At 61.3% G+C, this 24,522-nt stretch carries 25 protein-coding genes and 1 riboswitch; of the genes, 13 read left to right on the forward strand and 12 right to left on the reverse strand.

The annotated features are described in order from the left end of the window. Positions 1-104 precede the first annotated feature (104 nt). Complete coding sequence (locus DMY87_RS19965) at positions 105-1,091, forward strand: aldo/keto reductase (protein WP_110793387.1); 987 nt, start codon at positions 105-107, stop codon at positions 1,089-1,091. 84 nt (positions 1,092-1,175) lie between these two features. On the opposite strand, the gene DMY87_RS19970 is transcribed toward DMY87_RS19965, so the two are convergent. The 6 genes from DMY87_RS19970 to DMY87_RS19995 form a co-directional block, all read right to left on the reverse strand. Further along, positions 1,176-3,374, reverse strand: coding sequence for an esterase-like activity of phytase family protein (locus DMY87_RS19970; protein WP_110793388.1), 2,199 nt, complete (start codon positions 3,372-3,374; stop codon positions 1,176-1,178). A gap of 79 nt (positions 3,375-3,453) precedes the next feature. Further along, positions 3,454-4,353 (reverse strand): DMT family transporter, encoded by a 900-nt coding sequence (locus DMY87_RS19975; RefSeq protein ID WP_110793389.1) that lies wholly within the window; start codon positions 4,351-4,353, stop codon positions 3,454-3,456. Between the two features lie 132 nt (positions 4,354-4,485). After that, positions 4,486-4,644: riboswitch (FMN riboswitch) on the reverse strand. Between the two features lie 134 nt (positions 4,645-4,778). Beyond that, positions 4,779-5,054: a DNA-binding protein HupB gene (gene hupB, locus DMY87_RS19980; protein WP_006727558.1), complete on the reverse strand. Its 276-nt coding sequence runs from the start codon at positions 5,052-5,054 to the stop codon at positions 4,779-4,781. Between the two features lie 206 nt (positions 5,055-5,260). After that, complete coding sequence (gene lon / locus DMY87_RS19985) at positions 5,261-7,678, reverse strand: endopeptidase La (RefSeq protein ID WP_110793390.1); 2,418 nt, start codon at positions 7,676-7,678, stop codon at positions 5,261-5,263. 431 nt (positions 7,679-8,109) lie between these two features. Beyond that, the gene (gene clpX / locus DMY87_RS19990) at positions 8,110-9,387 is read right to left on the reverse strand and encodes an ATP-dependent Clp protease ATP-binding subunit ClpX (protein ID WP_110793391.1); all 1,278 of its coding nucleotides are present in this window, start codon (positions 9,385-9,387) and stop codon (positions 8,110-8,112) included. Between the two features lie 289 nt (positions 9,388-9,676). Continuing rightward, a complete protein-coding gene (locus DMY87_RS19995) occupies positions 9,677-10,312 on the reverse strand; it encodes an ATP-dependent Clp protease proteolytic subunit (protein ID WP_110793392.1) in 636 nt (211 codons plus the stop codon). Between the two features lie 360 nt (positions 10,313-10,672). Here DMY87_RS19995 and DMY87_RS20000 point away from each other — a divergent pair, with 360 nt between their 5' ends. Then, on the forward strand, positions 10,673-11,929 hold the full coding sequence (locus tag DMY87_RS20000; RefSeq protein ID WP_110793582.1) for a GGDEF domain-containing protein: 1,257 nt from the start codon (positions 10,673-10,675) through the stop codon (positions 11,927-11,929). A gap of 51 nt (positions 11,930-11,980) precedes the next feature. Next, positions 11,981-13,225, forward strand: coding sequence for a cytochrome P450 (locus DMY87_RS20005; RefSeq protein ID WP_110793393.1), 1,245 nt, complete (start codon positions 11,981-11,983; stop codon positions 13,223-13,225). Here DMY87_RS20005 and DMY87_RS20010 read toward each other — a convergent pair. Further along, positions 13,215-14,198, reverse strand: a complete 984-nt coding sequence (locus tag DMY87_RS20010; protein ID WP_110793394.1) for a helix-turn-helix transcriptional regulator — start codon at positions 14,196-14,198, stop codon at positions 13,215-13,217. The genes DMY87_RS20005 and DMY87_RS20010 overlap by 11 nt on opposite strands. Positions 14,199-14,315: 117 nt before the next feature. Between DMY87_RS20010 and DMY87_RS20015 the strand changes: the two genes are divergently transcribed. Continuing rightward, the gene (locus DMY87_RS20015; RefSeq protein WP_110793395.1) at positions 14,316-14,972 is read left to right on the forward strand and encodes a glutathione S-transferase family protein; all 657 of its coding nucleotides are present in this window, start codon (positions 14,316-14,318) and stop codon (positions 14,970-14,972) included. A gap of 170 nt (positions 14,973-15,142) precedes the next feature. Here the strand turns inward: DMY87_RS20015 and DMY87_RS20020 are convergent, their stop codons facing one another. Both DMY87_RS20020 and DMY87_RS20025 read right to left on the reverse strand, forming a co-directional pair. After that, on the reverse strand, positions 15,143-15,487 hold the full coding sequence (locus DMY87_RS20020; protein ID WP_110793396.1) for a cupin domain-containing protein: 345 nt from the start codon (positions 15,485-15,487) through the stop codon (positions 15,143-15,145). A 51-nt stretch (positions 15,488-15,538) separates the two neighbouring features. Next, on the reverse strand, positions 15,539-16,825 hold the full coding sequence (locus DMY87_RS20025) for an O-acetylhomoserine aminocarboxypropyltransferase (protein ID WP_110793397.1): 1,287 nt from the start codon (positions 16,823-16,825) through the stop codon (positions 15,539-15,541). A gap of 170 nt (positions 16,826-16,995) precedes the next feature. On the opposite strand from DMY87_RS20025, the gene DMY87_RS20030 reads away from it, so the two are divergent. Next, a complete protein-coding gene (locus tag DMY87_RS20030; RefSeq protein WP_110793398.1) occupies positions 16,996-17,427 on the forward strand; it encodes a DUF6455 family protein in 432 nt (143 codons plus the stop codon). 3 nt (positions 17,428-17,430) lie between these two features. On the opposite strand, the gene DMY87_RS20035 is transcribed toward DMY87_RS20030, so the two are convergent. Then, a complete protein-coding gene (locus tag DMY87_RS20035) occupies positions 17,431-17,862 on the reverse strand; it encodes a CoA-binding protein (RefSeq protein ID WP_110793399.1) in 432 nt (143 codons plus the stop codon). Between the two features lie 162 nt (positions 17,863-18,024). On the opposite strand from DMY87_RS20035, the gene DMY87_RS20040 reads away from it, so the two are divergent. Next, positions 18,025-18,360: a hypothetical protein gene (locus tag DMY87_RS20040; RefSeq protein WP_110793400.1), complete on the forward strand. Its 336-nt coding sequence runs from the start codon at positions 18,025-18,027 to the stop codon at positions 18,358-18,360. A gap of 9 nt (positions 18,361-18,369) precedes the next feature. On the opposite strand, the gene DMY87_RS20045 is transcribed toward DMY87_RS20040, so the two are convergent. Both DMY87_RS20045 and DMY87_RS20050 read right to left on the reverse strand, forming a co-directional pair. Further along, a complete protein-coding gene (locus DMY87_RS20045) occupies positions 18,370-18,837 on the reverse strand; it encodes a CoA-binding protein (protein WP_110793401.1) in 468 nt (155 codons plus the stop codon). A 112-nt stretch (positions 18,838-18,949) separates the two neighbouring features. Next, positions 18,950-19,381: a VOC family protein gene (locus DMY87_RS20050; protein WP_110793402.1), complete on the reverse strand. Its 432-nt coding sequence runs from the start codon at positions 19,379-19,381 to the stop codon at positions 18,950-18,952. A gap of 453 nt (positions 19,382-19,834) precedes the next feature. Between DMY87_RS20050 and rplM the strand changes: the two genes are divergently transcribed. The 7 genes from rplM (at position 19,835) to DMY87_RS20085 (ending at position 24,521) form a co-directional block, all read left to right on the forward strand. Beyond that, entirely contained in the window at positions 19,835-20,299 is a 465-nt protein-coding gene (gene rplM, locus DMY87_RS20055) for a 50S ribosomal protein L13 (protein ID WP_110793403.1), read from the forward strand. Positions 20,300-20,301: 2 nt separating this feature from the next. Further along, the gene (gene rpsI / locus DMY87_RS20060; protein ID WP_062274696.1) at positions 20,302-20,766 is read left to right on the forward strand and encodes a 30S ribosomal protein S9; all 465 of its coding nucleotides are present in this window, start codon (positions 20,302-20,304) and stop codon (positions 20,764-20,766) included. 95 nt (positions 20,767-20,861) lie between these two features. Beyond that, complete coding sequence (locus DMY87_RS20065) at positions 20,862-21,200, forward strand: antibiotic biosynthesis monooxygenase family protein (RefSeq protein ID WP_110793404.1); 339 nt, start codon at positions 20,862-20,864, stop codon at positions 21,198-21,200. A 9-nt stretch (positions 21,201-21,209) separates the two neighbouring features. Further along, positions 21,210-22,163, forward strand: coding sequence for an agmatinase (speB, locus tag DMY87_RS20070; RefSeq protein WP_110793405.1), 954 nt, complete (start codon positions 21,210-21,212; stop codon positions 22,161-22,163). A gap of 71 nt (positions 22,164-22,234) precedes the next feature. Continuing rightward, positions 22,235-23,167 (forward strand): N-acetyl-gamma-glutamyl-phosphate reductase, encoded by a 933-nt coding sequence (argC, locus tag DMY87_RS20075; RefSeq protein ID WP_110793406.1) that lies wholly within the window; start codon positions 22,235-22,237, stop codon positions 23,165-23,167. 27 nt (positions 23,168-23,194) lie between these two features. Continuing rightward, complete coding sequence (locus DMY87_RS20080; protein WP_110793407.1) at positions 23,195-23,584, forward strand: VOC family protein; 390 nt, start codon at positions 23,195-23,197, stop codon at positions 23,582-23,584. Between the two features lie 106 nt (positions 23,585-23,690). Further along, positions 23,691-24,521, forward strand: coding sequence for a DODA-type extradiol aromatic ring-opening family dioxygenase (locus DMY87_RS20085; protein WP_110793408.1), 831 nt, complete (start codon positions 23,691-23,693; stop codon positions 24,519-24,521). Position 24,522 lies beyond the last annotated feature (1 nt).

Consider the following 24,522-nt stretch of genomic DNA (forward strand, 5'->3'; position numbering starts at 1 on the left):
CACTTCGCGCGGCACCGCCGATCGGATCACAAAGCCGCTGCTGAAGCTTGCCACCCCCTGCCCCACTTGCTAGCTCACAGCGACAACATGGGAGAGACCATTACATGAGACAGCATTCCTTCGGCCGCACGGACTTCACCGTCAGCGATATCGGCTTTGGTGCCTGGCAGATCGGCGGTTCCTGGGGCGAGGTGTCCGAAGCCGACGGCCGGGCGGCGCTGAATGCCGCGCTGGACGCGGGCATGACGTTCATCGACACGGCGGACGTTTACGGCGATGGACGCTCGGAGAAGATCATCGCGGAGGTCTTGAAGGCACGCGGTGGCAAACGTCCGATGGTCGCTTCGAAGGCCGGCCGCCGGCTCAATCCGCATGTGGCGGATGGTTATACCAAGGCGAATATCGAGGCCTTCATCGACCGGTCGCAGCAGAACCTAGGCGTCGAGACGCTCGACCTCGTCCAGCTGCACTGCCCGCCGACGGAGGTCTACTACCGTCCGGAGATGTTCGAAGGGCTGGAAGAGATCCGCAAGGCCGGCAAGATCAAGCATTACGGTGTGTCGGTGGAAAAGGTCGAGGAAGCGCTGAAGGCGATCGAATATCCGGGTGTCGTCTCGGTCCAGATCATCTTCAACATGTTCCGCCAGCGCGCGGCCGGCCTGTTCTTCCAGGAAGCCAAGCGCCGTAACGTCGCCGTCATCGCGCGCGTGCCGCTGGCAAGCGGCCTGCTCTCCGGCAAGATCACGGCTGCCACGCAGTTTGCCGCCGAAGACCACCGCAACTTCAACCGCAATGGCGAGGCTTTCGACGTCGGTGAGACATTCGCGGGCGTGCCGTTCGAGACGGGGCTTGCTGCCGTCGAGGAGATCCGCAAGCTGGTGCCGGCGGGCGCTTCCATGGCGCAGTTTGCGCTGCGCTGGATCCTGATGCATGAGGCAGTCACCGTGGTGATCCCCGGCGCCCGCAATGGCGAGCAGGCCAAGGCGAATGCCGCCGCCTCCGATCTTCCCGCGATCTCGGCCGATGTGATGGCAGCTGCCAAGGACACCTATGACCGGCTGATCGCGCCGCATGTGCATCACCGCTGGTAAGCGGCACGGAGAAACAGTCTCAAACGAAAAGAGGCCGGGTGAGCGATCACCCGGCCTCTTTCGTTGAAAGCTATGAACTGACGATCAGTTGGTGCCCTGCAGGTTTACTTCCCAGAACAAGGTTTCGCCCGAGGAGTCATCGACGCCGTCGTTGTCGGTGACGGCGAAAGCCTTGCCGCTAGCGTCGAAGGCAAAACCTTCGAGCTTGTCGACGACATAGCCATTGGTCGCAGCCTTCAGGTCGGGCAGGAAGTCGTGGACTTCCTGCTTGGTGACGACAGGCAGCGCTTCGCCAATCTTGGCGGGCTTCAGATCAGCGATATCGACCGAATAGAGCTTCTTCAGCTTGGCATTGTCGCCAACCTGATTGTCGCGCTCGACGATGTAGAGCTTGCCGTCATGGGCGGTGATTTCGGAGAGACCGACCCAGCCTTCACCAGCCTTTTCCAGCGGATAGTGGACAGCGCCCCATTCCTTGGACTTCGGATTGTAGGACAGGAGCTTGACGAGGCCCTTGTCGTCATCGCCCCATTCGCGCTGCACGGCCATCCACAGCGTCATGTCGTCGCCGGTGCCGACGCTGGTGATGCCTTCGAGGCCGAAGCGGGTCTGGCCAGCAAGCAGTTCGGTCGGGAAACCGATCTCGCCCTTGATCTCACCCTTGTCGTCGACATTGTAGATGCCGTGACCGACGAGCTTGGCGGCATCGCCTTCGGAGGCCAGCCAGAAGCCGCCCTTGCCGTCCAGCGTGATGCCTTCGATGTCGAGCTTCTGGGCCGGCTGGCCGCCGCGCAGAATTGGCAGGGCCTTGGTGATGACCGCCGGCTTTTGGCTGGCGTCGATCGTGAAGATCGTCGGCTGGGCCGAATAGAAGCTGTCATTGACGGCGTAGAGGGTGCCTGCCTTTTCGGCATCGCCGACGAGACCCGAAAGCGCACCCCAGCCGATCGGTGCGCCGTCGACGATCTCGGAGCGGAGCATCGGATAAGCGGGCGTGCCGTCCGCCAGTTCATAGAGCATCACATGCGAGCGCACGCCGCCGTCTTCGCCGAGATCGAGTTCGTTGGCGGTCGCGAGCAGGTTGCGGCCAGGGATGGCGACCGCGCCTTCCGGCGAAATGCCGGACGGCAGCAGCTGGACGAGTTCCGGATCGGCACCGGTATCCTTGTAGACGGCGGCGATCGAGCCACGCTCGGAGAGCACGAAGAAATACTTCTGATCGCCGAAGGTTGCGGTTTCCAGGCCTTCGAGTTCAACGCCCTTGGACTTGGCGCGCTTGTCGGGGAAATGGCCGATCTGGGCGATGGCGAGTTCGAGCGACGGACCGGATTCGTAAAGTTCCTTGCCGGTCTTGTCGAAGATGGTGAAGCTGCGCGAGCCCCCCTTCCAGTCGCCCTCGTTGGCGATGACAATACGGTTGTCATCCAGCCACTTCACGGCATCCGGCTCGCGAAGAACGCCTTCCTTGCTGCCGGTGAACTTCAGCGCGCCGTCCGACTTGGTGTCGATACCGGCCAGATCCACCTTGCCGGCGGAGAAGTGGGCCTTCACTTCGCCGGTCTTGCCGTCGACGATGGCGATGTGGTTGTTTTCCTGCAGCGTGACGGCTATCTCGCCGAGGCTGTTGATTGAGACGAATTCCGGTTCCGGATCTTCAGGGGCGATCTCGGCCAGGCCGGTCAGGGCAACGTGCTTGATCGAGGCGCAATCGACGATGCCGTCCTTCAGCGATGCGATGACGAGATCGCCGGCCGGCATCTGCGGCAGGTCACCATCATTGACGTCCTCGTCGCGCTCATTCTCGATGGCCACGGCGACAAAGCTCTTGTCGTTGGAGACAGCAACCGAGTCCGGCTGGCCGCCGAGGTCACAGCTCGATTCAATGGCCTTGGTGGCGATGTCGACGACGACAAGCTTGCCGGACGGATTGGCCTTGCTCTCGGAGGTATTGACGCCAGCGAGAACCTTCGATCCGGCAACGGCAACAGACGTCGGCTCACCGCCCATCATCAGGGCGCCGGCTGCCTTCGGGGCCTTGGCGTCGGTGATGTCAACAAAACCGATCGCACCGAGCGGGCTGTCGGAATAGATCAGCATGTTGCCGTCTTCCGTGGCCGTAACGATCTCGGCTGACGTCGCCGCGAGCTTGTCCTTGTCGGCCGGAAGATTGGTCGCGACCGGGAAGGCGGCGATGCGGTTGAAGACCTGCTCGGCTGCCGCCGGCATGGTGACCGAGGCCAGAAGTGCGGCGGTCAGAGCCGCGCGAGTAAGACCTGATGTCATGGAAAACCTCCTGTTGCCGAAGAATGGAACAGGAGGCTTTTGCGTCACTCGGATTACAGGCGCATGACAGGCGACTAAATCACCCTTGGCTTGTTTCGCGACGGGCTTCCCGAAGCATGAGGAAGAGTGACGCGCCGAGGATCAGCACGGCGCCGAGCCAGAGATAACCGCTCGGCGCGTAACCGAAGACCAGCCAGCCGGCAAAGACATTGAGCGGCAGCTTCAGGTCGTCGAATGGCTGGACGTAAGCCGCATCCGCGGCGTTGTAGGCAAGCGTCAGCAGGTACTGGCCAACCGCCGTGAGCAAACCCGCCGCGAGGAGGAGCCAGAGCGCCAGCCCCTCTGGAACGACGAAGCCCGAGGCGGCAGCAAGCCCGAAATTGATCGGCGTCAGAAGCACGAGCAGCCAGACGGTCACCGTCTCCGGCGCCTCGTAATGGGTGAGGTTCTTCATGATCAGCGAAGAGCCGCCCCAGAGCAGCGCGGAAAGCACAGGGAGGAGTGCGGCGAGAGTGAAGGTGTCCGACCAGGGCTGCAGGATGATCATGGCGCCGGTGAAGCCCGCCAGCGTCGCCAGCCAGCGGTCGCGACCGACCGTTTCGCCGAGGAAGAGACGGGCGCCGATGATGATGAAGAAAGGCGAGGTCATGACCAGTGCGATCGCCTGCCAGATTGGCACGGTGGCAAGGCCCGTCACCCAGGCCTGGACACCGAAGGCTGCCAGCACCACGCGCAGGATGTGGCGAACAGGATAAGCGGTCTTCATGGCCTTGAAGCCAAGGCGGAAGAGCAGCGGCAGCGAGAGGACGAGGGCAAAGCCATATTGCCAGAAGGCGGTCGAGGCCGGCGGGAAGTGAAGCGTCATGGCCAGCCACTGGGTCACGACATTGAGCGCGGCAAAGGCAATGCCCGCAAGAACCATGAAACCTGCACCAAGGACGGCGCGGGAACGCAAGAGCGACACGGAGCTCTGATTCATGTCATTTTTCCTTTTTCCAAAAGGACCAACACAAACCAGGACAGACGAGGACGACGGAACCCCTCCCCTGACGGGAAGCGAAACGCAGCAGGGACGCCTCACCGGTCGCCCGGTTCTGGCATCACCACCTGACCTCATTCTCTTTCATCCGGACTATAACCGTCGGCTCCGGAATCACACCGGATCTGCTGACCCTCCCCTTCCCGTTACCGGGAGATGGGCAGGCGCTCGCGGGCTTGAGGTTTCCCCCTTACCGCCGGTGGGGAATTGCACCCCGCCCTGAGAACGAATGCCGGAACATCCGGCACGACAGAGATAAGACAGGTTCTCATGCGGTGCAAGGCAACAAAAAAGCCCGGCACGAGGCCGGGCTTCATAGGCGTCAGCTGACCATCGCGCCGTAGGGTGGCGACGGTCATGACGGATCAGCTGTTAACAGCGTCCTTCAGGCCCTTGCCGGCCGTGAACTTCGGAACGTTGCGAGCCGGGATATCGACTTCAGCGCCGGTGGACGGGTTGCGGCCCTTGGAGGCTTCGCGACGGGCGACGGTGAAGGCGCCGAAGCCAGCGAGACGAATGTCGCCGCCGTTCTTCAGCTCGGCCTGGACCGTTTCAAAAACGGCATCAACGGCAGAGGCTGCGTCAGCCTTGGTGAGGCCAGCCTTCTCGGCGACCGCGGATACGAGTTCGTTCTTGTTCATGTTTCCACCCTTTCTGATTGGTATGAAACGACTCAAAAGATTAAGTCGGGCGGAGAATACGAATGCTTCTGCCCTTCGCAACTCAAAAGCACCCGAAAGGCCCGGAAAACAAGCCGTTTAAGCGTGTTTTCACAAAAAAGGCTGGCAAAATTGCCAGCCTTTTTCGCGGATTTGGAGCTTTATGGCTCAACCATGGCAAAATGGCATCAATGAGCGACGGTCGCGCCGGTTTCGTCGGTGGTCTCGACGGTGCCGATCGCGGGTGTTTCAACCGTTCCGTCCCACTCGATCGGCTCGGGGACGCGGATCAGGGCGTGGCGGATAACCTCACCCATACGCGACACCGGAACGATCTCCATGTTGTTCTTCACATTGTCCGGAATGTCCGCTAGGTCCTTGGCGTTCTCTTCCGGGATGAGAACCTTCTTGATGCCGCCACGGAGTGCTGCAAGCAGCTTTTCCTTGAGGCCACCGATCGGCAGGACGCGACCACGCAAGGTCACTTCGCCGGTCATCGCGATATCCTTCGAAACCGGGATACCGGTCATGATGGAGACGATGGCGGTTGCCATGGCGATACCGGCAGACGGACCGTCCTTCGGGGTTGCGCCTTCCGGCACGTGAACATGGATGTCCGACTTGTCGAAGCGGGGCGGCTCGACGCCGAAATCGACAGCGCGCGAGCGGACGTAGGATGCTGCAGCCGAAATCGACTCCTTCATCACTTCCTTCAGGTTGCCCGTCACCGTCATGCGGCCCTTGCCGGGCATCATGACGCCTTCGATCGTCAGCAGTTCGCCGCCGACCTCCGTCCAGGCGAGACCCGTGACAACACCGACCTGGTCTTCGCCTTCTGCTTCGCCGTGGCGGAAGCGCGGGACGCCGAGATAGTCGTTGATGTTCTCGGCCGTGACGGCCACCGACTTGACCTTACCCTTGATGATTTCGGTCACGGCCTTGCGGGCGAGCTTCATCAGCTCGCGCTCGAAGGAACGAACACCGGCTTCGCGGGTGTATTGCTGAATGATCGTCAGGATCGCACCATCCGTCACGGAAAACTCTTCCGGACGCAGGGCATGTTCCTTGATCGACTTCGGCAGCAGGTGCCGCTTGGCGATCTCCAGCTTTTCGTCTTCCGTGTAACCGGCGATGCGGATGATCTCCATGCGGTCCATCAAAGGACCCGGGATGTTCAGCGTATTCGCGGTCGTCACGAACATGACGTTCGACAGGTCATATTCCACTTCGAGATAGTGGTCCATGAAGGTGGAGTTCTGTTCGGGATCCAGCACCTCAAGCAGAGCCGAAGACGGATCACCCCGGAAGTCCATGCCCATCTTGTCGATCTCATCGAGCAGGAAGAGCGGGTTGGACTTCTTGGCCTTCTTCATCGACTGCACGATCTTGCCGGGCATCGAGCCGATATAGGTGCGGCGGTGACCGCGGATCTCGGCTTCGTCACGAACGCCACCGAGCGCCATGCGCACGTATTCGCGGCCGGTCGCCTTGGCGATCGACTTGGCGAGCGAGGTCTTGCCGACGCCCGGAGGTCCGACGAGGCACAGGATCGGCCCCTTGATCTTGGTCGCACGGGCCTGGACCGCCAGATACTCGACGATGCGCTCCTTGACCTTGTCGAGGCCGAAATGGTCCTCGTCGAGGATCTTCTCGGCGGCGTTGAGGTCGATCTTGACCTTGGACTTCTTGTTCCAGGGCAGACCGAGCAACCAGTCGAGATAGTTGCGCACGACGGTGGCTTCCGCCGACATCGGGCTCATGTGGCGCAGCTTCTTCAGCTCGGCATCGGCCTTTTCCTTGGCTTCCTTGGAAAGCTTGGTCTTGGCGATGCGCTCTTCCAGTTCGGCCATCTCGTCACGGCCGTCTTCGCCGTCGCCGAGTTCCTTCTGGATCGCCTTCATCTGTTCGTTGAGGTAGTACTCGCGCTGGGTCTTCTCCATCTGGCGCTTGACGCGCGAGCGGATGCGCTTTTCGACCTGGAGAACCGAGATCTCGCCTTCCATGAAGCCGAGCGCCTTTTCGAGACGCGTCTTCACGCTCACCGTTTCCAGCATTTCCTGCTTTTCGGTGATCTTGATCGAGAGGTGCGAGGCAACCGTATCCGCCAGCTTCGAGTAATCCTCGATCTGGCTCGCGGCGCCGACGACCTCGGGAGAGATCTTCTTGTTCAGCTTGACGTAGTTTTCGAATTCCGAAACCACGGAGCGGGACAGCGCCTCGATCTCGACGGCGTCTTCATCCGGCTCGGCGAGAATGCGAGCGGTCGCTTCGTAGTAATCTTCGCGGCCCGTATAGCCTTCGATCTTGGCGCGGGCGCGGCCTTCGATCAGGACCTTCACGGTGCCGTCCGGCAGCTTCAGGAGCTGCAGCACATTGGCAACGGTACCGACTTCGTAAATGGCGGTCGCGGCCGGATCATCATCGCTCGCATTGATCTGCGTGGCCAGCATGATCTGCTTGTCCGAGCCCATCACCTCTTCAAGAGCGCGGATGGATTTCTCGCGGCCCACAAACAAGGGGACAATCATGTGCGGGAACACCACGATGTCGCGCAGAGGAAGCACCGGATAGGTGTTCACCTCGTTTGTCGCTGACGTATTCGTCATTTCAATTCCTTTCCAACGTCCCGGGCTGCCGGGACCAGATGACCGACCCAAAGGCATCGGCCATGTTCTTGCTCCCCCAACAAGTGGAGTGGCGATATCCTCAATTCAAGCCTGCCTGGCCGGTCCGTCGCGAAACTGTGACGGTCAGATGACGCTCTTTCCCCGCCCGCATCCTAGAGTGCGGACCTGAAGCGAGGCATGCGCGGCGCACGAGGCGAAATAGACCCTCACGGCTCTCGCATGGCAGGAAAGACGATACGCAGATACGGATACGCAACAGAATCCAGGCGGCATGTCACCCCTCCTGTTCTACCCCAATCCCCCGCAGAGACAACAGCAGACACAGTAAATTAGCCGAAGTTCACTGGGGATGGCCGCAAAACGAAAGAGCCCGCCAAAGGCGGGCTCTTTGCAGTCTATGGGTGTCGAGATCAGGCCGAAGCGTTGGCTTTTTCTTCCTGCCTGTCCGCATAGATGTAGAGCGGGCGGGAATTGCCGTTGACGACGTCGTCGGAGATGACGACTTCGCGAACGCCATCGAGTTCCGGCAGTTCGAACATCGTGTCGAGCAGGATCTTTTCCATGATCGAGCGCAGGCCGCGGGCACCGGTCTTGCGGGTGATCGCCTTGCGGGCGATTTCACGCAGGGCATCCTCGTGGAAGGACAGCTCGACGTCTTCCATCTCGAACAGGCGCTGGTACTGCTTGACGAGCGCGTTCTTCGGTTCCGAGAGAATCTGGATCAGGGCGTCTTCATCCAGGTCTTCGAGCGTTGCCAGAACCGGCAGACGACCGATGAATTCCGGGATGAGGCCGAACTTGACGAGATCTTCCGGCTCCAGTTCGCGCAGGACTTCGCCGACGCGGCGATCTTCCGGAGACGTCACCGTCGCGCCGAAGCCGATCGAGGTCTTCTCGCCACGGGCAGAGATGATCTTGTCGAGGCCGGCAAAGGCACCGCCGCAGATGAACAGGATGTTCGTCGTGTCGACCTGCAGGAATTCCTGCTGCGGATGCTTGCGGCCACCCTGCGGCGGTACCGAGGCAACCGTGCCTTCCATGATCTTCAGCAGTGCCTGCTGGACGCCCTCGCCCGATACGTCGCGGGTGATCGAAGGGTTGTCCGACTTGCGTGAGATCTTGTCGACTTCGTCGATATAGACGATGCCGCGCTGGGCGCGTTCCACGTTGTAATCGGCAGCCTGCAAGAGCTTCAGAATGATGTTCTCGACATCTTCACCGACGTAACCGGCTTCGGTCAGCGTCGTGGCATCGGCCATGGTGAAGGGCACATCGATGATTCGGGCGAGCGTCTGGGCAAGATAGGTCTTGCCGCAGCCGGTCGGGCCGACGAGCAGGATGTTCGACTTGGCCAACTCCACATCGCCGCCCTTGGAGGCGTGCGAGAGGCGCTTGTAATGGTTGTGCACCGCGACCGAAAGGATCTTCTTGGCCTGCTTCTGGCCGATCACGTATTCGTCGAGGATCTTGATGATGTCCTGCGGCGTGGGAACGCCATCACGGGACTTGACCATCGAAGACTTGTTCTCTTCGCGGATGATATCCATGCAGAGTTCGACGCATTCATCACAGATGAACACCGTCGGTCCGGCAATCAGCTTGCGGACCTCGTGCTGGCTCTTGCCGCAGAAGGAACAATAAAGGGTATTCTTGGAGTCACCGCCGTTGCTTCCGCTGACCTTGCTCATGTCTTTATCCTTCCAGCACGCCGCGCCACCGCCTGGTTGCGGCAGGGCGATCACTCTCACTGTCCGGCTTCAGCCGCCGCCTTTGGCTGAAACCTCTTCCGATCCGGAGCTACTAGCCGATCCACTGAGGGCAGATCGGCGGCAACGAAAACTCCCGGTCTCGGCAGACTATGTCAGAAACGATCAACATAGCCTTAATCCATACTATTAGCGCTTTCGCAGCGACTTTAAACCCCCGGCGCCTTCACATACTGCGGCGCCGCATTGGCGCCGCACCGGCCGGGTGCCATCAAGCCGATGGTGCTGCACCTTCCATTTCGGCGCGCGAGGTCAGGATACGGTCGATCAGACCCCATTCCTTGGCTTCGCTCGATTCCATGAAGTGGTCGCGGTCCAGCGTGTTTTCCACTTCGTCGTAAGTGCGGCCCGTGTGCTTGACATAGACCTCGTTCAAACGACGCTTCATCTTAATAATGTCACGAGCATGGCGCTCGATGTCGGATGCCTGGCCCTGGAAGCCGCCCGAGGGCTGGTGGACCATGATGCGGGCGTTCGGGGTGGCAAAACGCATGCCCTTTTCGCCGGCCGCCAGCAGCAGCGACCCCATCGAGGCTGCCTGGCCGATGCACAGCGTCGACACGGCCGGACGGATGAACTGCATGGTGTCGTAGATCGCCATGCCGGAGGTGACGACGCCACCCGGCGAATTGATGTAGATGGCGATTTCCTTCTTCGGGTTCTCGGCTTCGAGGAAGAGAAGCTGGGCGCAGACCAGCGAGGCCATGGTGTCCTCGACCGGGCCCGTCAGGAAGATGATCCGCTCCTTCAGCAGTCGGGAGAAGATATCGTAGGAGCGCTCGCCACGATTGGTCTGCTCGACGACCATCGGCACCAGAGCGAGAGCGGTATCAACGGGATTTCTCATATCGGTCCTTTTTCAGCCTCTCCCCGCAACGTCCGGTGCCGGGAATCACGTAAAATCTGTCAACCCCTACATAGAGTGTCCGCACCCTGACATTCAAGACGCGTGCAAGGGATATCCTTAATGCCTGCCTCCGGACGAACAGCCTCGACCTAACGGGTTTTTCTCACCCATGCCAATGCCGGGCCCTCGTCTGAAGAGCGATACACAAGAATGCCCTAACATGGTGAAAATTCTGTCATCGCGTGGCCAGGGAATCGCGCGGCTTTGCTGCAATCTGCCAAATTTCCGTAGGAAGTGCTTAACCCGGCTGGGCCATTGTGGGGCAATTCGATCCAGACGTGAATTTTTGGGATATTGATCGTGATCGACGTGAAGACGGGGTTTCTGCTCTGGGTGATCCAGGCGGGCACGCTCGCGATTCTCCTCATCGCCATTTGGCTGCATGGGCGCGAGCAGCGGCATTTCCTCTGGTTCGGCATCGGTTTTGCCGCGCACGCGACCGGCCTGGGGCTGGTGGGCGGGCGCGGAGACATTCCGGATTTCGTGTCCATCCACGTCGCCAATGTCACCTCGCTGCTTGCCTTCGGTTGCTGGGCCGGGGCAATTTCGGCACTCGACCGGAGACAGCCGCCTCTTCTTGCCTGGCTTCCGCCGCTGGTCTGGATCGGCTGCAATCTCGTGCCGGAGGTGCGCGACACCTTTTACCTGCGGGTCGCAACCCACAACCTTGGCGCCACCGTGGGATTTATGTTTCTGGCCTTTCTCATCATGAGGGCCAGCTTCAGTTCCCCGCGCTATCGCCAGATGCTTGCCGTCGTCTGGAGCATCCAGGCTCTGTCCTCGATCAGCTTCTGCGTCTTCGTCCTCTTCGACAAGCCGCGCAATTTTCAGGCAGACATCATCGGCCTCTGGATGGGAACGGTTGCCCTGATCGGCTTCATCACGGCGATCATCATCCTGGCCAAGATGCTGATGGATCGATCCGAGGAGCGGCTGCAAGCCCTGGTGCGCACCGATCCCCTGACCGGCGTGCTCAATCGTCGCGGCTTCACGGAAGCTTATCAGCGACTGCAGGACGCCGCCCCCTTGCCCGGCATCGGTCTGTTGATCTTCGACCTGGACCACTTCAAGCAGGTGAACGACGATCACGGCCATCAGGTCGGCGATATGGTGCTGCAGGAGTTTTCAAACCTGTGCCGATCGCTGCTGCCCCAGAGGGCAGCCTTTGCCCGGACCGGCGGCGAGGAATTCGCGGCGGTTCTCGCCATTTCGGAGCCTCGGGATGCGGCGCTGTTTGCGGAGACTGTCAGGCTTGCACTTGCCGAACGGGTGATCTCGACCCAGGCGCAGGATCTGCGCATCACAACGAGCGTCGGTATCGCGGTTAGCCCGCTCTCTCGTGCGGCGCTCGATCAGTTGATGACCGATGCGGATGCCGCCCTCTATGCCTCGAAAGAGCGGGGCCGCAATCGGACCTCGGTCAAATCAGGCTCGCGGATCATGACCGTACCACCGACCGGGTCCGGCAAAGCCGATCGCGATGTCGACGGGCGCGTGGACCGTCAGGTGGCGATCCTCAAGCGCATCGCCGCCGTTGCCACATCGCTCGACGACTGAATCTCGGCGCGCGCTCTTGCGCAACCAATATCATTGCATAAACAGGGTGCCATGACCGACCTTTCCTTCCTCTCCATCGACCCGGCCACGCGCCGCGTCTCCCTCGACGCTCGCGATCCAGCCTTCTACAGCGATCCGAACCGCGCCTATGCGGCCTTGCATGCCAGCTGTCCCACCTTTTACTGGGAAGAGCAGAGGCAGTGGTTCTTTACCGGCTATGACCATGTGAATGCGCTGCTGCGCGACCGGCGTTTCGGCCGTCAGATCCTGCACATCGCAACGCGCGAGGAACTGGGCATGCCCGAGCCTGCCGCTCATACGCGGCATTTCGACAAGGCAGAGGAGCACTCACTGCTCGAAATCGAACCGCCAGAGCACACGCGCCTGCGCACGCTCGTCAACCGGGCCTTCGTTTCGCGTCACGTCGAAAAGATGACGCCGGAGATCGAGGCGCTGGCGAACCGGCTGATCGACAGTTTCGAGAAGGACGGCAAGACGGAGCTTCTGTCGACATTTGCCGATATCATCCCCGTCACGATGATCGCCCGGATGATCGGCATCCCCGAGCAGATGGGACCACAGCTCCTCAAATGGAGCCACGACTATGTCGGCATGTACATGTTCAAGCGGAACCGCGCCGACGAAGAGGCTGCCGATCGATCCGCCAAGGAGTTCGCCGACTATGTGCGGCAGGTCATCGCCGAGCGGCGGGCAGCGCCTCGCGACGATCTGCTCAGCCACATGATCCATACAGAGCACAAAGGCCAGTTCCTCACCGAGGACGAGCTGATCTCGACGACGATCGTGCTCCTGAATGCCGGACACGAGGCGACCGTGCACCAGATCGGCAATTCGGTTCGGGTCATCCTCGAAAGCGACATTGATCCGGCAACGCTGTTTACCGACGACAAGGCAACGGAGAGGACCGTCGAGGAGACGCTGCGGATCTGCGCGCCGGTGCATATCTTCCAGCGCTGGTGTCTGGAGCCCTGCGAGATCGACGGTGTGCCGTTCCAGCGCGGCGACAAGGTGAGCCTCATTCTCGCGGCGGCCAATCTCGATCCGCACAAGTTCCCCGATCCGCTAACCTTCAAGCCGGATCGCGACGAAGGGGCCAACCTCTCCTTCGGCGCGGGCATTCATTTCTGCATCGGCGCGCCGCTTGCACGGCTCGAACTCAACATCGTGCTGCCGCTGCTGTTCAAACGTCTGCCGGGGCTGAAGATCGCCGAGACGCCTGTTGTGAAGGATGTCTATCACTTCCATGGGCTGGAACGCCTCGACCTCAGCTGGTGAGGTCGGTCGCGTCAGCGTAACGCGCCCTCAGGGTTTCGACGGCTCGACGCGTGGCGGCCCGCAATTCCGGCGGGTCGACGACCTCGGCCTCCGTTGCCAGCTTCAGCATTTCGGACACGGCCATGCGCTCCTGCGCCACCGGCAGGCGGACAGTGCGCCAGCCCTGCTCGTCCGGCTCGTCGATGAACTGGAGATTGGCCCGGACGTAAGGCGGCGCCATGTGCTCGATTTCCTTCAGCCCCCAGGGTGACAGGCGAACGGTGGCCCAGTTCGGATAAAGCTCGAGCTCCAGGCGCCGCGTGTTTGCATCCCAATAGCCGGCAAGATCGAAGTCCCTCGGCCACTCGAAGCGCTCATCGGTGACGATCAGATCGAGCACGCGGGAAATGCGGTATGTCCGGGGTGTCCCGTCGACGCGCGCAACGAGGTACCAGGCGCCGCCCTTCATGACGATGCCGAGCGGCTCTGCCACGCGGTTCTTTTCCGCTTTCCAGGATCGATACCGCATCCGGATGCGCTTGGAATGCCAGACCGCGTCGGCGATGGCCTGGAGGTGGAGAGGCTGCTCCCCTTCCGCCAGCCAGGCTGGCGCGTCGAGATGGAATTTCGACTGGATGCGCCTGGCGTTCTCACGCAGATCTTCGGGCAAGGCCGCCGTCAGCTTCTTCTGGGCGCCAGCCATCAGCGAGCCGAGGCCGAGATCAGCTGCGGCACCCGGTATCCCCGTCAGGAACATGGCCTCGGCTTCGGCGGGCGTCAGACCGTTCAGCCGAACGCGGTAGCCGTCCAGAAGCCGGTAGCCGCCATCCGATCCTCGCTCGCTGTAGACCGGGATCCCGGCAAGCGAGAGGGCGTCGATATCGCGGTAGATGGTGCGAACGGAGACGTCGTTCTCCGCTGCAAGCACCTCGGCCGTCACCAGTCCCTTTGCCTGCAGGGTGGTCAGGATGTTGATCAGGCGGCTTGCTCGCATCAGGAAATTCTCCTTCTTCGACGAATATCCTAAATCAACCTGACACATTCTGACAGGTATGCGGGCGCATTCTCCTTACATCGCCTCGAGGCGAGATCATTTCAAAGGGAGACATCCATGACCCGGAACCAATCAATTACACTCTATTATTCGCCACAGACCCGCGCGACAGGCGCACGCATTCTGCTGGAAGAGCTTGGGGTCCCCTATCATCTGCATGTGCTGAACATGAAAGCCGGCGAACAGCGGCAGCCGGCTTATCTCGCCATCAATCCGCTCGGGAAGGTCCCTGCGGTTCGTGTCGGCGAAACGCTGGTCACCGAACAGGGCGCCATCTATCTCTACCTCGCCGATCTCTTCCCGGAGGCGGGCCTTGCCCCCGCTCTCACCGATCCGGACCGTGGCGCTTATCTTCGCTGGCTCTTCATCTATGGGAGCTGCTTCGAGCCGGCTGTCGTCGATCGCTACATGAAACGCGAGCCGGGTTCGCTGAACGAGACGCCCTATGCGAGTTATGAGTCGCTGATCGACATGCTGGAGGAGACCTTGAAGACCGGGCCCTACCTGCTCGGCGAGCGTTTCACGGCTGCGGACCTTTTGTGGGGTGTCGCACTGCAGTGGACGACAATGTTCGGACTGGTCGAAGCCCGCCCGGCTTTCCAGGCTTACATGGAACGCATCGGCAACCGTGCAAGCGTGCAGAAGGTCTCCGCCGAGGATGCGGCCATGGCCGCCGAACATGAAGCTGCGGCCGCCCGGCTGAAAGCCAGCTGATTGCGAAGAGGATGGCCGGCCTCCGCCGGGTCGGCCATCCTCGGCGCATCCGATCAGGCGCGTGTGCCTATCGCGGCGCAGGCGTGCGTTTGGACAAGGCGGGCCTGAGCGCTTGGCATGCGCTGCCTAGCCGGCCAAAAATCGCTGTGTCTTCGAGCAATGGAAACTCGCTAGACCCGGATGACATAATCCTTGCGAGTCGTTTCAAGGACTTCCCAGGTTCCCTTGAAGCCGGGTCTGAGGATCAGGCGGTCGCCGGCCTTCAGATGGATCGGCTCGCCGCCATCCTCCGTCACGACCGAGTGGCCTTCGAGAATGTGGAAATACTCCCATTCGTCGTAGAGGATCCGCCACTTGCCGGGTGTCGACTGCCAGATGCCGGCATAGAGGCCGCCGTCGGCCTCTTCGATATTCCAGGTGGTGAAGCGCGGATCACCGGATATCAGGCGGTCCGGCGCGGGCGCGCCCTCTTCCGGCGTGATGGTGGAAGGCTCGAAGGCTAGGACAGCGGACATGGTGGCTCCCGGATGAACGGTGGCGGCCTTCCGGCCGCCACCTTGATGATCTCAGACTTTCGCCAGCGACTGTTCAAGATCGGCGATGATATCGGCCGGATCCTCGATGCCGATCGACAGGCGCACCACGTCGGGGCCGGCACCGGCCGCGATCTGCTGCGCCTCGGAGAGCTGGGCGTGGGTAGTCGACGCCGGATGAATGATCAGCGAGCGCGTGTCGCCGATATTGGCCAGATGCGAGAAGAGCTGCAAACCGCCGACCAGCGCCTTGCCGGCCTCCAGACCACCCTTGATGCCGAAGGTGAAGACGGAACCGGCGCCCTTTGGCGCGTAGCGCTTCTGCAGGGCATTGTTCGGATCATCCGGCAGGCCGGCATAGTTGACCCAGGCGATCTTCGGGTGGTTTTTCAACCAGGTCGCCACCTTCATCGCATTGTCGCAATGGCGCTGCATGCGCAGCGGCAGCGTTTCAATGCCGGTCAGAAGCAGGAAGGCGTTCATCGGGGCAATTGCCGGGCCGAGGTCACGCAGGCCGAGGACACGGCAGGCGATGGCAAAGGCGAAATTGCCGAAGGTCTGGTGAAGGACCACGCCTGAGTATTCCGGGCGCGGGGCTGACAGCATCGGGTACTTGCCCTCCTTGGCCGACCAATCGAAGGTGCCGCCATCGACGATGACGCCACCCATCGAATTGCCGTGGCCGCCGAGGAACTTGGTGGCCGAGTGGACGATGATGTCGGCGCCGTGCTGCAGCGGGCGGATCAGGTAGGGGCTTGCCATGGTGTTGTCGACGATCAGCGGCAGGCCGTGACGATGGGCGACCTCGGCAATCGCCTCGATATCGACGAAGGTGCCGCCGGGATTGGCGAGGCTTTCGATGTAGACGGCCTTCGTCCTGTCATCAATCTGCGCCTCAAAGCTCGCTATATCGGCAGAATCGGCCCAGCGCACGTGCCAGTCGAAATTCTTGAAGGCATGGCCGAACTGGTTGATCGAACCGCCATAGAGCTTCTTGGCCGCGACGAAATTGTCGCCCGGCTGCATCAGCGTGTGGAACACGAGAAGCTGGGCCGCATGACCCGAGGCGACGGCGAGTGCTGCGGTACCGCCCTCGAGGGCGGCGACGCGCTCTTCGAGCACGGCCTGTGTCGGGTTCATGATGCGGGTGTAGATATTGCCGAACTGCTTCAGGCCGAAGAGAGCCGCCGCATGGTCCGAATCGTTGAAGACGAAGGCGGTGGTCTGGTAGATCGGCGTGATCCGCGCGCCGGTGGTGGGGTCAGGCTGAGCGCCGGCGTGGACGGCAAGCGTTGCAAAACCCGGATTCGTGTCCGACATCTGATAGATCCTCCCTTAAGCTGGACTGCGGCGGATCATAGTCAGTCGCAGCCGCTTGTCAGCCCGCAATATTCCAATCTCAACGGTCTGGTGAGCATAAACATCCTTGATCGAGGTCAATGCGCCGCGTTGGTCTGGTGGCATGCTCTGTGTCCTTGATGGAGGTAGTCATGACCCTGAGCCTTACCGAACCCGTGCGCCACACGATGCAGCAGATCCTCTCCTGGTTTGCCCAAAGTTTCGAATCCTCGACCGAAGCCGACATGCTGGCCACACTCGACCAGACACAGATCAATGCACTGGCCGAAGACTGTGGCTTGAGCCCGCATCAGTTGCTGGCGCTCGTCAAGGCGGGGCCGCATGCCGCCGACGAAATGCCGGAGGTCATGCGCGCGCTCAACATCGATCCGGCCGAAGTCGACTTTCAGATGCGCCAGACATTTCGCGGCATGCAGATCGCCTGTGCCGAATGCGCGTCGAAGGACCAATGCCGTCGCGACCTGAAGAGCGGTGCGATCGGCAAGGCGTTTGTCGACTACTGCAACAATGCAGAGAGCCTGAACGCGCTCAGGGCAAATCCTGAAGTGCTGCTCGATCGCTGAGCCTCAAAGCCCCAATCGCGGCATCTCTATCGCCGGGCAGCGGTTCATCACCACCTTGATGCCGGCCTCTTCGGCCGGTTTGACAGCCTCGTCGTCCCGCACGGTCAGCTGTCCCCAGATGACCTGAGGCCGCGTCGGCAGAGCAAGCGCCTCGGAGACGACTTCGCCGAGATATTCCGGCGCGCGGAACACGTCGATCATGTCGATGGCTTCGGGGATATCGGCCATGGTCGCATAGACCATCTGGCCGAGAATCTCCTTTCCCGCCTGACCGGGATTGACGGGAAAGACGCGATAACCCTTCGACATCAGATACCGCATCACGCCGAAACTGGGACGATCGGGCTTCGGAGAGGCTCCGAGGAGCGCGATGGTCTTTACCTCCGTCAGAATGCCCTTCAGATACTCGTTGGAATAATGGGTGTGTTCGGCCATCCGGTTCTCCTTCGCATCTCGTCAAAGCTTGCAGAGACTTAGATGGGTGTGAGATCTTCGACAACAAGGCCATCGGCCCCGCCGTGGATCCCGTCACGATACGGCGACGGCTGGAACCGTGAGACGGGCCGGACGTTGAGATGCAGCCGAAGGAGGATCGTCATGCGCCTGAACCATATCGTCATCATGGTCGCCGCACTCGGGGCGGCATCGCCGGCCGCCGCCATCTCACGCTACAATTCGCAAAGCCTGACCTGCGATCAGGCGCGCCAGCGGGTCCTCAACGAGGGGGCCGTGATCCTGCGCTATCCATCGACACGCGTGCGCGGCATGACGCTTTACGACCGCTACGTCACACGCAATGCGCTGTGTGCGCCCCACGAATATGCCGAGCGGGCCTATGTGCCGACACGGGACGAGCCGCGTTGCCCCGTCCTCAACTGCCAGTCTTACGATCCCCTGCCCGGACGATTCGGCAAGCCGATCATCGGGTTCTGAGCGGTTTCACTAGGCGGCGTGGGCCGGGCCGTGATGCGGCGCATGGGTCAGTTCGTAGACGAGCGGATATTCCGAAACCAGGGCCCGGTTCATCACCACCTTGATACCGGCAGCTTCGGCCCGGGCTGCTGCGGCATCGTCCCTGACGCCAAGCTGGCACCAGATGGCTTTCGGATGCGGGGTCATAGTCAGGACCTCGTCGACGATCTGGTCCAGTTGATCGGACCGGCGAAACACGTCGACGAGATCGATGGGTTCCGGGATGTCGGACAGCGAGGCGTATACGCGCTGGCCAAGGATCGTGCCCCCTGCATGGGCCGGGTTGACGGGAAAAACCCGATAGCCCTTGCCGAGCAGAAAACCTGATATCCAATGGCTTGGACGGTGGTCGTTGGTCGAGGCGCCGACCACCGCGACATTGTGCGCACTCTTGAGGATCTCGGCGAGATAATCGTTGAGATAGGTGTCGTGGTTCATGGACTTCCTCCTGGCCGCGCGGGCCGCTGAGCAAACCGTCCTATATTCCCCAACCCTGTTATACGCTGAATCCGTTAACGGTCGCGCTCCGCATCCACTCAAATGCCGTGCATCATTCCGGCAGCACGACGTGCCCGTGCTCGTCCAACGGGAAGAACGGATTGTGCGCGATTTCCCAGAGGTGGCCGTCGGGATCGGCAACATAGCCGGAATAGCCGCCCCAGAACACCTTTTCCGGCGCCTTGACCAGCGTTGCGCCGCAGGAGACGACGAACTTGACCACAGCATCGACACCGATTTCGCTCGGCACGTTGTAGGCGAGCGTGACACCGGAAAAGCCGGGCGGCGTATTTTCAACCTGGGCATCCTGCGCCAGATGGCTCCGGGAAAAGAGGCCGAGCACGATGCCCTTGAGCTGAATGAATGTGATGTTTTCATTCGACGCAGACGACCTGCTCCAACCAAGCCGCTCATAGAATTCGGTGCTGCGCCCGACATCGGCAACACCGAGCGTGATCAGAGAAATTCGACGCTCCAGGGACATATTTGACCTCCATCTTGGGCGCCTGCCGTTACGTTCGGTTTATGTTTTCATTATGTTCATGCGAATATTAGCATCATGAGTTGCACTCATGTTTTGCTGCAATCCTTCAAGAATGACTCAATATTGCGCCTTTTCGCCGGCCATCGTTGGCAGAATTGACACCTTTGGCATTCTGAAAACTGACGATCTCAGAGCCCATTCCAGGCAAACCAGGCGGTTGCGATTGCGGTAAAATAATACCACACACCTAACTCATTGATTTTGCTTGACCCTTGCAAGGACACCTACACCAGGGCCGCCTTGACGCTCCGCCTGCCCCGGATTATACACCCGGCAAGACGGCGGCCCCTCGGGACCGCTTTCTTATTTGTGCCGGCGACGGCACGCATCAAGCAACAAAAAACGCCTGCTGGCCCTCTTGGGTCAACCAGGATCACACGGAAAGAGACCTCAATGTCTACCTTCGTTCAGAAGCCTGCAGAGGTGGAGAAGAAGTGGATCGTCATCGATGCCGAAGGGCTCGTTGTCGGCCGCCTCGCCACCATTATCGCCACGCATCTTCGTGGCAAGCACAAGGCCACCTACACCCCTCACGTTGATGATGGCGACAATGTCATCGTGATCAACGCCGAGAAGGTTGTTCTCACCGGCAAGAAGTATTCGGACAAGACCTACTACTGGCACACCGGTTATCCGGGTGGCATCAAGGAACGTACTGCCCGCCAGATCATCGAAGGCCGCTTCCCGGAGCGCGTTCTCGAGAAGGCTGTCGAGCGCATGATCCCGCGCGGCCCGCTCGGCCGTCGCCAGATGAAGAACCTGCGCGTCTATGCCGGCTCGAACCATCCGCATGAAGCTCAGCAGCCCGTCGTTCTCGACGTCGCCAAGCTGAACAGCAAGAACACAAGGAGCGCCTAAGTATGGCCGATCTTTCTTCCCTGAAGGACCTTGCCCCGGCACAGGACGCAGCTCCGGCTCACGTCCGCAAGGTCGACTCCCTGGGTCGCTCCTACGCCACTGGCAAGCGCAAGAACGCCGTTGCCCGCGTCTGGGTCAAGCCGGGCACCGGCAAGATCACGATCAACGGCCGCGAATTCCGCACCTACTTCGCCCGTCCGGTCCTGCAGATGATCCTGCAGCAGCCGATCGTCGCAGCTGCCCGTGACGGCCAGTTCGACATCATCGCGACCGTTCACGGCGGCGGCCTCTCCGGCCAGGCCGGTGCAGTTCGTCACGGTCTCTCGAAGGCCCTCACCTACTTCGAACCGGGCCTGCGCTCGGTCCTGAAGAAGGGTGGCTTCCTGACCCGCGACAGCCGCGTTGTCGAGCGTAAGAAGTACGGCAAGGCCAAGGCCCGTCGTTCGTTCCAGTTCTCCAAGCGTTAACAGCTGGATTACCGGAAACGGAAATCAAGGCGGGGCTTCGGCTCCGCCTTTTTTCGTGTCTACCATCCTCGTCCCCCACTCAGAGCGGCATTGGCATGGTCTCCCAGATCGCAAAGCTTCCGAAACCACCCTATTACGTCGTCTGTTTCTCCTCCCAGCGCACGGCCGGCGATCACGGCTATGGTGCGATGGCCGACACGATGGTTGCGCTTGCCGAGCAGCAGCCGGGTTATCTCGGCATGGAGAGCGTGCGCGGGCCTGATGGCTTCGGTATCACCAACTCCTACTGGGTGGACGAAGCGAGCATTCTGGCCTGGAAAGCCGTGGTTTCCCATGCGGCGGCCCAGAGACTCGGACGCGAACGGTGGTATGAAGATTACCGAGTCATTGTCGCCAAGGTCGAACGGGCCTACGACATCAAGAGAGAAGACTGAGGGACCATCATGGCGAGTAAATCGATCGACAACGCCTTCACCGCAAAGGCCCTGCGCGGAGCGGCGACCGACCCGACCTATGCGGGCGTGCTTTCCTTCATGCGACGCAAATATTCCAAGGTGCTGGACAACGTCGATGCGGTCGTGCTCGGCATTCCCTTCGATGCCGCCGTCTCCAACCGTCCCGGCGCCCGTTTCGGACCGCAGGCGATCCGGCGCGCCTCGGCGATCTTCGACAATGACCCGCAATATCCCTTTGCCCGCGACCTGTTCGAGCAGATGGCCGTCATCGACTATGGCGACGTGCTGCTCGACTACGGCAATCATCAGGAAACCCCCGCGCGCATCGAAGCGCAGGCAGCCGAAATCCTGGCGTCGGGTGCCTATCTGCTCGGGCTCGGCGGCGACCATTTCGTCACATGGCCACTTCTGAAGGCGCATGCCGCCAAACATGGACCGCTGGCGCTGGTGCATTTCGATGCGCATCAGGACACCTGGGACGATGACGGCCAGCGGATCGACCACGGTTCCTTCGTCTGCCGGGCCGTGCGCGAGGGCGTCATCGACCCTGCAGCCTCGATCCAGATCGGCATTCGCACCGAGGCACCTGAGGATTTCGGCATCAGGATCATCCCCGGTTACGAGGTCGAGGATTTGAGCGCCCAGACAATTGCCGACCAGATCCTCGCCCATGTCGGCAACAGACCCTGCTACCTCACCTTCGACATCGACTGCCTCGATCCGGCCTTTGCACCGGGCACAGGCACGCCGGTCGCAGGTGGCCCGTCATCGGCCAAGATGCTCTCGGTTCTGCGCAAGCTCGGCCCCCTCGATATCCGGGGTTCCGACATCGTCGAGGTGGCACCGGCCTACGACCATGCCGATATCACCGCCATTGCCGGTGCAACGGTCGCGATGTATATGCTGGGTCTGCGGGCTGAACGCCTCGCCGCCTCCCGTTAACAAACTGAATCACATGGCGGATAAAGTGAGTCCGCCAGCACTCCTAACCTTCTGAATTTGTGGACAAAGACATGAGCGCGAAAATCTTCATCGATGGCGAACACGGAACCACGGGCCTGCAGATCCGCACCCGCATGGCCGGCCGCCGCGACGTCGCGCTCCTGTCGATCCCGGAAGCGGAACGGCGCAATGCCGCCATGCGCGAGGATCTGCTCAACAGCGCCGACATCGCCATCTTGTGCCTGCCGGACGAAGCCTCGAAAGAGGCCGTCACCATGCTCTCGGGCAACAACAAGGTCCGGATCATCGACACCTCGACCGCCTTTCGGGTTGCGGAAGACTGGGCCTATGGCTTTGCCGAAATGGACAAGGCGCAGGGCGACAAGATCCGTTCGGCGCGCCACGTCGCCAATCCCGGCTGCTATCCGACCGGTGCGATCGGCCTCATCCGGCCGCTGCGTGACGCCGGCATCCTGCCGGATGCTTATCCGGTCAGCGTCAATGCGGTCTCTGGCTACACCGGAGGCGGCAAGCAGCTCATCGCCCAGATGGAAGACGCCGCTCATCCCGAGCATCTGGCCGCCAACAACTTCCTCTACGGCCTGCCGCTCAAGCACAAGCATGTGCCGGAGATGACGATCCACGGGAAGCTCGACCGGGCGCCCCTCTTCTCGCCTTCCGTCGGCCGCTTTGCCCAGGGCATGATCGTGCAGGTGCCGCTGTTCATTGATGACCTTGCCTCGGGCACGACGATCAGCAGCATACATGCGGCCCTCGTGGCGCATTATGCCGGCCAGAACATCGTTACGGTGGTGCCGCTCGCTGAAAGCGCCAAGTTGCCGCGCGTCGATGCCGAAGAGCTGGTCGGGCAGGATACGATGAAGCTCTATGTCTTCGGCACCGAAGGCGGACCGCATGTCAATCTCGTCGCCACGCTCGACAATCTGGGCAAGGGTGCGTCTGGTGCGGCCGTCCAGAACATGGACCTGATGTTGTCTGCTTGATTGAAATCACAACGGGAGGACATTCACATGCTCGATCATATTGGCCTCTCCGTTACCGACTATCCGAAGTCCAAGGCATTTTACGATGTCCTGATGCCGATGCTGGGCGCGGACTGCTGCATGGTGGTGACCGCAGCCGATACTGGCGGGACCTATGAGGGCGCCGGCTACGGGCTCAACGGCAAGCCGTCTTTCTGGATCGGCACCGGTAGGCGCACGCAAGGGTCGATGCACATCGCTTTCGTTGCCGAGAGCCGCGCCGCAGTGGACGCGTTTTACGCTGCGGCGATGGCGGCCGGCGCGACGGATAACGGACCGCCCGGCATCCGTGCGCACTACCATCCGAATTACTACGGCGCCTTCGTGCTCGATCCCGACGGCCACAATATCGAGGCGGTCTGCCACAAGCCGGCCTGACGGCTGCCTCAGCGGGACTGTCTCCGGCGGCTGAACGCTTCGTCAGGTGGACGCGCTATCGTCTCCGTCAAACGCGAGCGCTATAGTGCACCGAAAGCGAGGTGCCATGAGCAAACCGATACGGTTTCCCGTCTATTTCATTCCCCATGGGGGTGGTCCGTGGCCGTTCATGGCGTTCCCGAAGGATGAACAGGGCAAGGGCCCCTGGGATGATCTCGACACCTTCCTGCGCGGATTTGCGGACGAGGTGGGGCACAAGCCGAAGGCGATCCTGGTAGTATCAGGGCATTGGGAAAAGGAACCCGTGCCGACGGTGAGCAGCGCTCCGCAGCCGGGCATGCTGTTCGACTATTACAACTTCCCGCCCCACACCTATGAGCTTTCCTATCCGGCACCCGGCTCGCCAGCTCTCGCGGCTCGCGTCCGCTCCCTGCTCTCTGCGGCTGGAATCGACAGCGCCGAAGATGCCGAACGTGGTTACGACCACGGCGTCTTCATTCCGCTGATGCTCGCCTATCCGGATGCGGATGTGCCGATCACTGTCATGTCGCTGAAAAACACCCTCGACGTTGAAAGCCATGTCGCGATCGGCAAGGCGCTGGAACCGCTGCGCGACGAGGAGGTGCTGATCATCGCATCCGGCATGAGCTATCACAACATGCGGATGTTTCGGCAGGCGGAGCCCGGCCATGTCCAGCAAGCGGTGCGCTTCGACACATGGCTCGCGGACGCTGTCACGATCAACGATGTCGACGAACGTGCGGCAAAGCTCTCGACCTGGGAGCAGAACCCGGATGCGCAGGCCTGCCATGTGCCCGACCATGACCATCTGGTGCCGCTCTTCGTTGCAGCGGGTGCCGCCGGCGCTGACGCCGGACGGCAGGTCTTCCAGGGGCATTTTCTCGGCAAACCCTATTCGGGCTTCCGCTTCGGTTGAA

Origin of the sequence: Peteryoungia wuzhouensis, from assembly GCF_003205195.1 — a bacterium.
GTDB classification, from domain to species: Bacteria; Pseudomonadota; Alphaproteobacteria; order Rhizobiales; family Rhizobiaceae; genus Allorhizobium; species Allorhizobium wuzhouense.

What these genes read in the sequence shown, in the direction of transcription:
- DMY87_RS19965 (WP_110793387.1), top strand. Translation starts at nt 105, where the DNA reads ATGAGACAGCATTCCTTCGGCCGCACGGACTTCACCGTCAGCGATATC.
- DMY87_RS20080 (WP_110793407.1), top strand. Translation starts at nt 23,195, where the DNA reads ATGCTCGATCATATTGGCCTCTCCGTTACCGACTATCCGAAGTCCAAG.
- DMY87_RS20010 (WP_110793394.1), bottom strand. Translation starts at nt 14,198, where the DNA reads ATGCGAGCAAGCCGCCTGATCAACATCCTGACCACCCTGCAGGCAAAG.
- rplM (WP_110793403.1), top strand. Translation starts at nt 19,835, where the DNA reads ATGTCTACCTTCGTTCAGAAGCCTGCAGAGGTGGAGAAGAAGTGGATC.
- DMY87_RS19975 (WP_110793389.1), bottom strand. Translation starts at nt 4,353, where the DNA reads ATGAATCAGAGCTCCGTGTCGCTCTTGCGTTCCCGCGCCGTCCTTGGT.
- DMY87_RS19995 (WP_110793392.1), bottom strand. Translation starts at nt 10,312, where the DNA reads ATGAGAAATCCCGTTGATACCGCTCTCGCTCTGGTGCCGATGGTCGTC.
- DMY87_RS20015 (WP_110793395.1), top strand. Translation starts at nt 14,316, where the DNA reads ATGACCCGGAACCAATCAATTACACTCTATTATTCGCCACAGACCCGC.
- DMY87_RS20030 (WP_110793398.1), top strand. Translation starts at nt 16,996, where the DNA reads ATGACCCTGAGCCTTACCGAACCCGTGCGCCACACGATGCAGCAGATC.
- rpsI (WP_062274696.1), top strand. Translation starts at nt 20,302, where the DNA reads ATGGCCGATCTTTCTTCCCTGAAGGACCTTGCCCCGGCACAGGACGCA.
- DMY87_RS19970 (WP_110793388.1), bottom strand. Translation starts at nt 3,374, where the DNA reads ATGACATCAGGTCTTACTCGCGCGGCTCTGACCGCCGCACTTCTGGCC.
- speB (WP_110793405.1), top strand. Translation starts at nt 21,210, where the DNA reads ATGGCGAGTAAATCGATCGACAACGCCTTCACCGCAAAGGCCCTGCGC.
- DMY87_RS20035 (WP_110793399.1), bottom strand. Translation starts at nt 17,862, where the DNA reads ATGGCCGAACACACCCATTATTCCAACGAGTATCTGAAGGGCATTCTG.
- clpX (WP_110793391.1), bottom strand. Translation starts at nt 9,387, where the DNA reads ATGAGCAAGGTCAGCGGAAGCAACGGCGGTGACTCCAAGAATACCCTT.
- argC (WP_110793406.1), top strand. Translation starts at nt 22,235, where the DNA reads ATGAGCGCGAAAATCTTCATCGATGGCGAACACGGAACCACGGGCCTG.
- DMY87_RS20020 (WP_110793396.1), bottom strand. Translation starts at nt 15,487, where the DNA reads ATGTCCGCTGTCCTAGCCTTCGAGCCTTCCACCATCACGCCGGAAGAG.
- lon (WP_110793390.1), bottom strand. Translation starts at nt 7,678, where the DNA reads ATGACGAATACGTCAGCGACAAACGAGGTGAACACCTATCCGGTGCTT.
- DMY87_RS20045 (WP_110793401.1), bottom strand. Translation starts at nt 18,837, where the DNA reads ATGAACCACGACACCTATCTCAACGATTATCTCGCCGAGATCCTCAAG.
- DMY87_RS20005 (WP_110793393.1), top strand. Translation starts at nt 11,981, where the DNA reads ATGACCGACCTTTCCTTCCTCTCCATCGACCCGGCCACGCGCCGCGTC.
- hupB (WP_006727558.1), bottom strand. Translation starts at nt 5,054, where the DNA reads ATGAACAAGAACGAACTCGTATCCGCGGTCGCCGAGAAGGCTGGCCTC.
- DMY87_RS20085 (WP_110793408.1), top strand. Translation starts at nt 23,691, where the DNA reads ATGAGCAAACCGATACGGTTTCCCGTCTATTTCATTCCCCATGGGGGT.
- DMY87_RS20040 (WP_110793400.1), top strand. Translation starts at nt 18,025, where the DNA reads ATGCGCCTGAACCATATCGTCATCATGGTCGCCGCACTCGGGGCGGCA.
- DMY87_RS20065 (WP_110793404.1), top strand. Translation starts at nt 20,862, where the DNA reads ATGGTCTCCCAGATCGCAAAGCTTCCGAAACCACCCTATTACGTCGTC.
- DMY87_RS20050 (WP_110793402.1), bottom strand. Translation starts at nt 19,381, where the DNA reads ATGTCCCTGGAGCGTCGAATTTCTCTGATCACGCTCGGTGTTGCCGAT.
- DMY87_RS20025 (WP_110793397.1), bottom strand. Translation starts at nt 16,825, where the DNA reads ATGTCGGACACGAATCCGGGTTTTGCAACGCTTGCCGTCCACGCCGGC.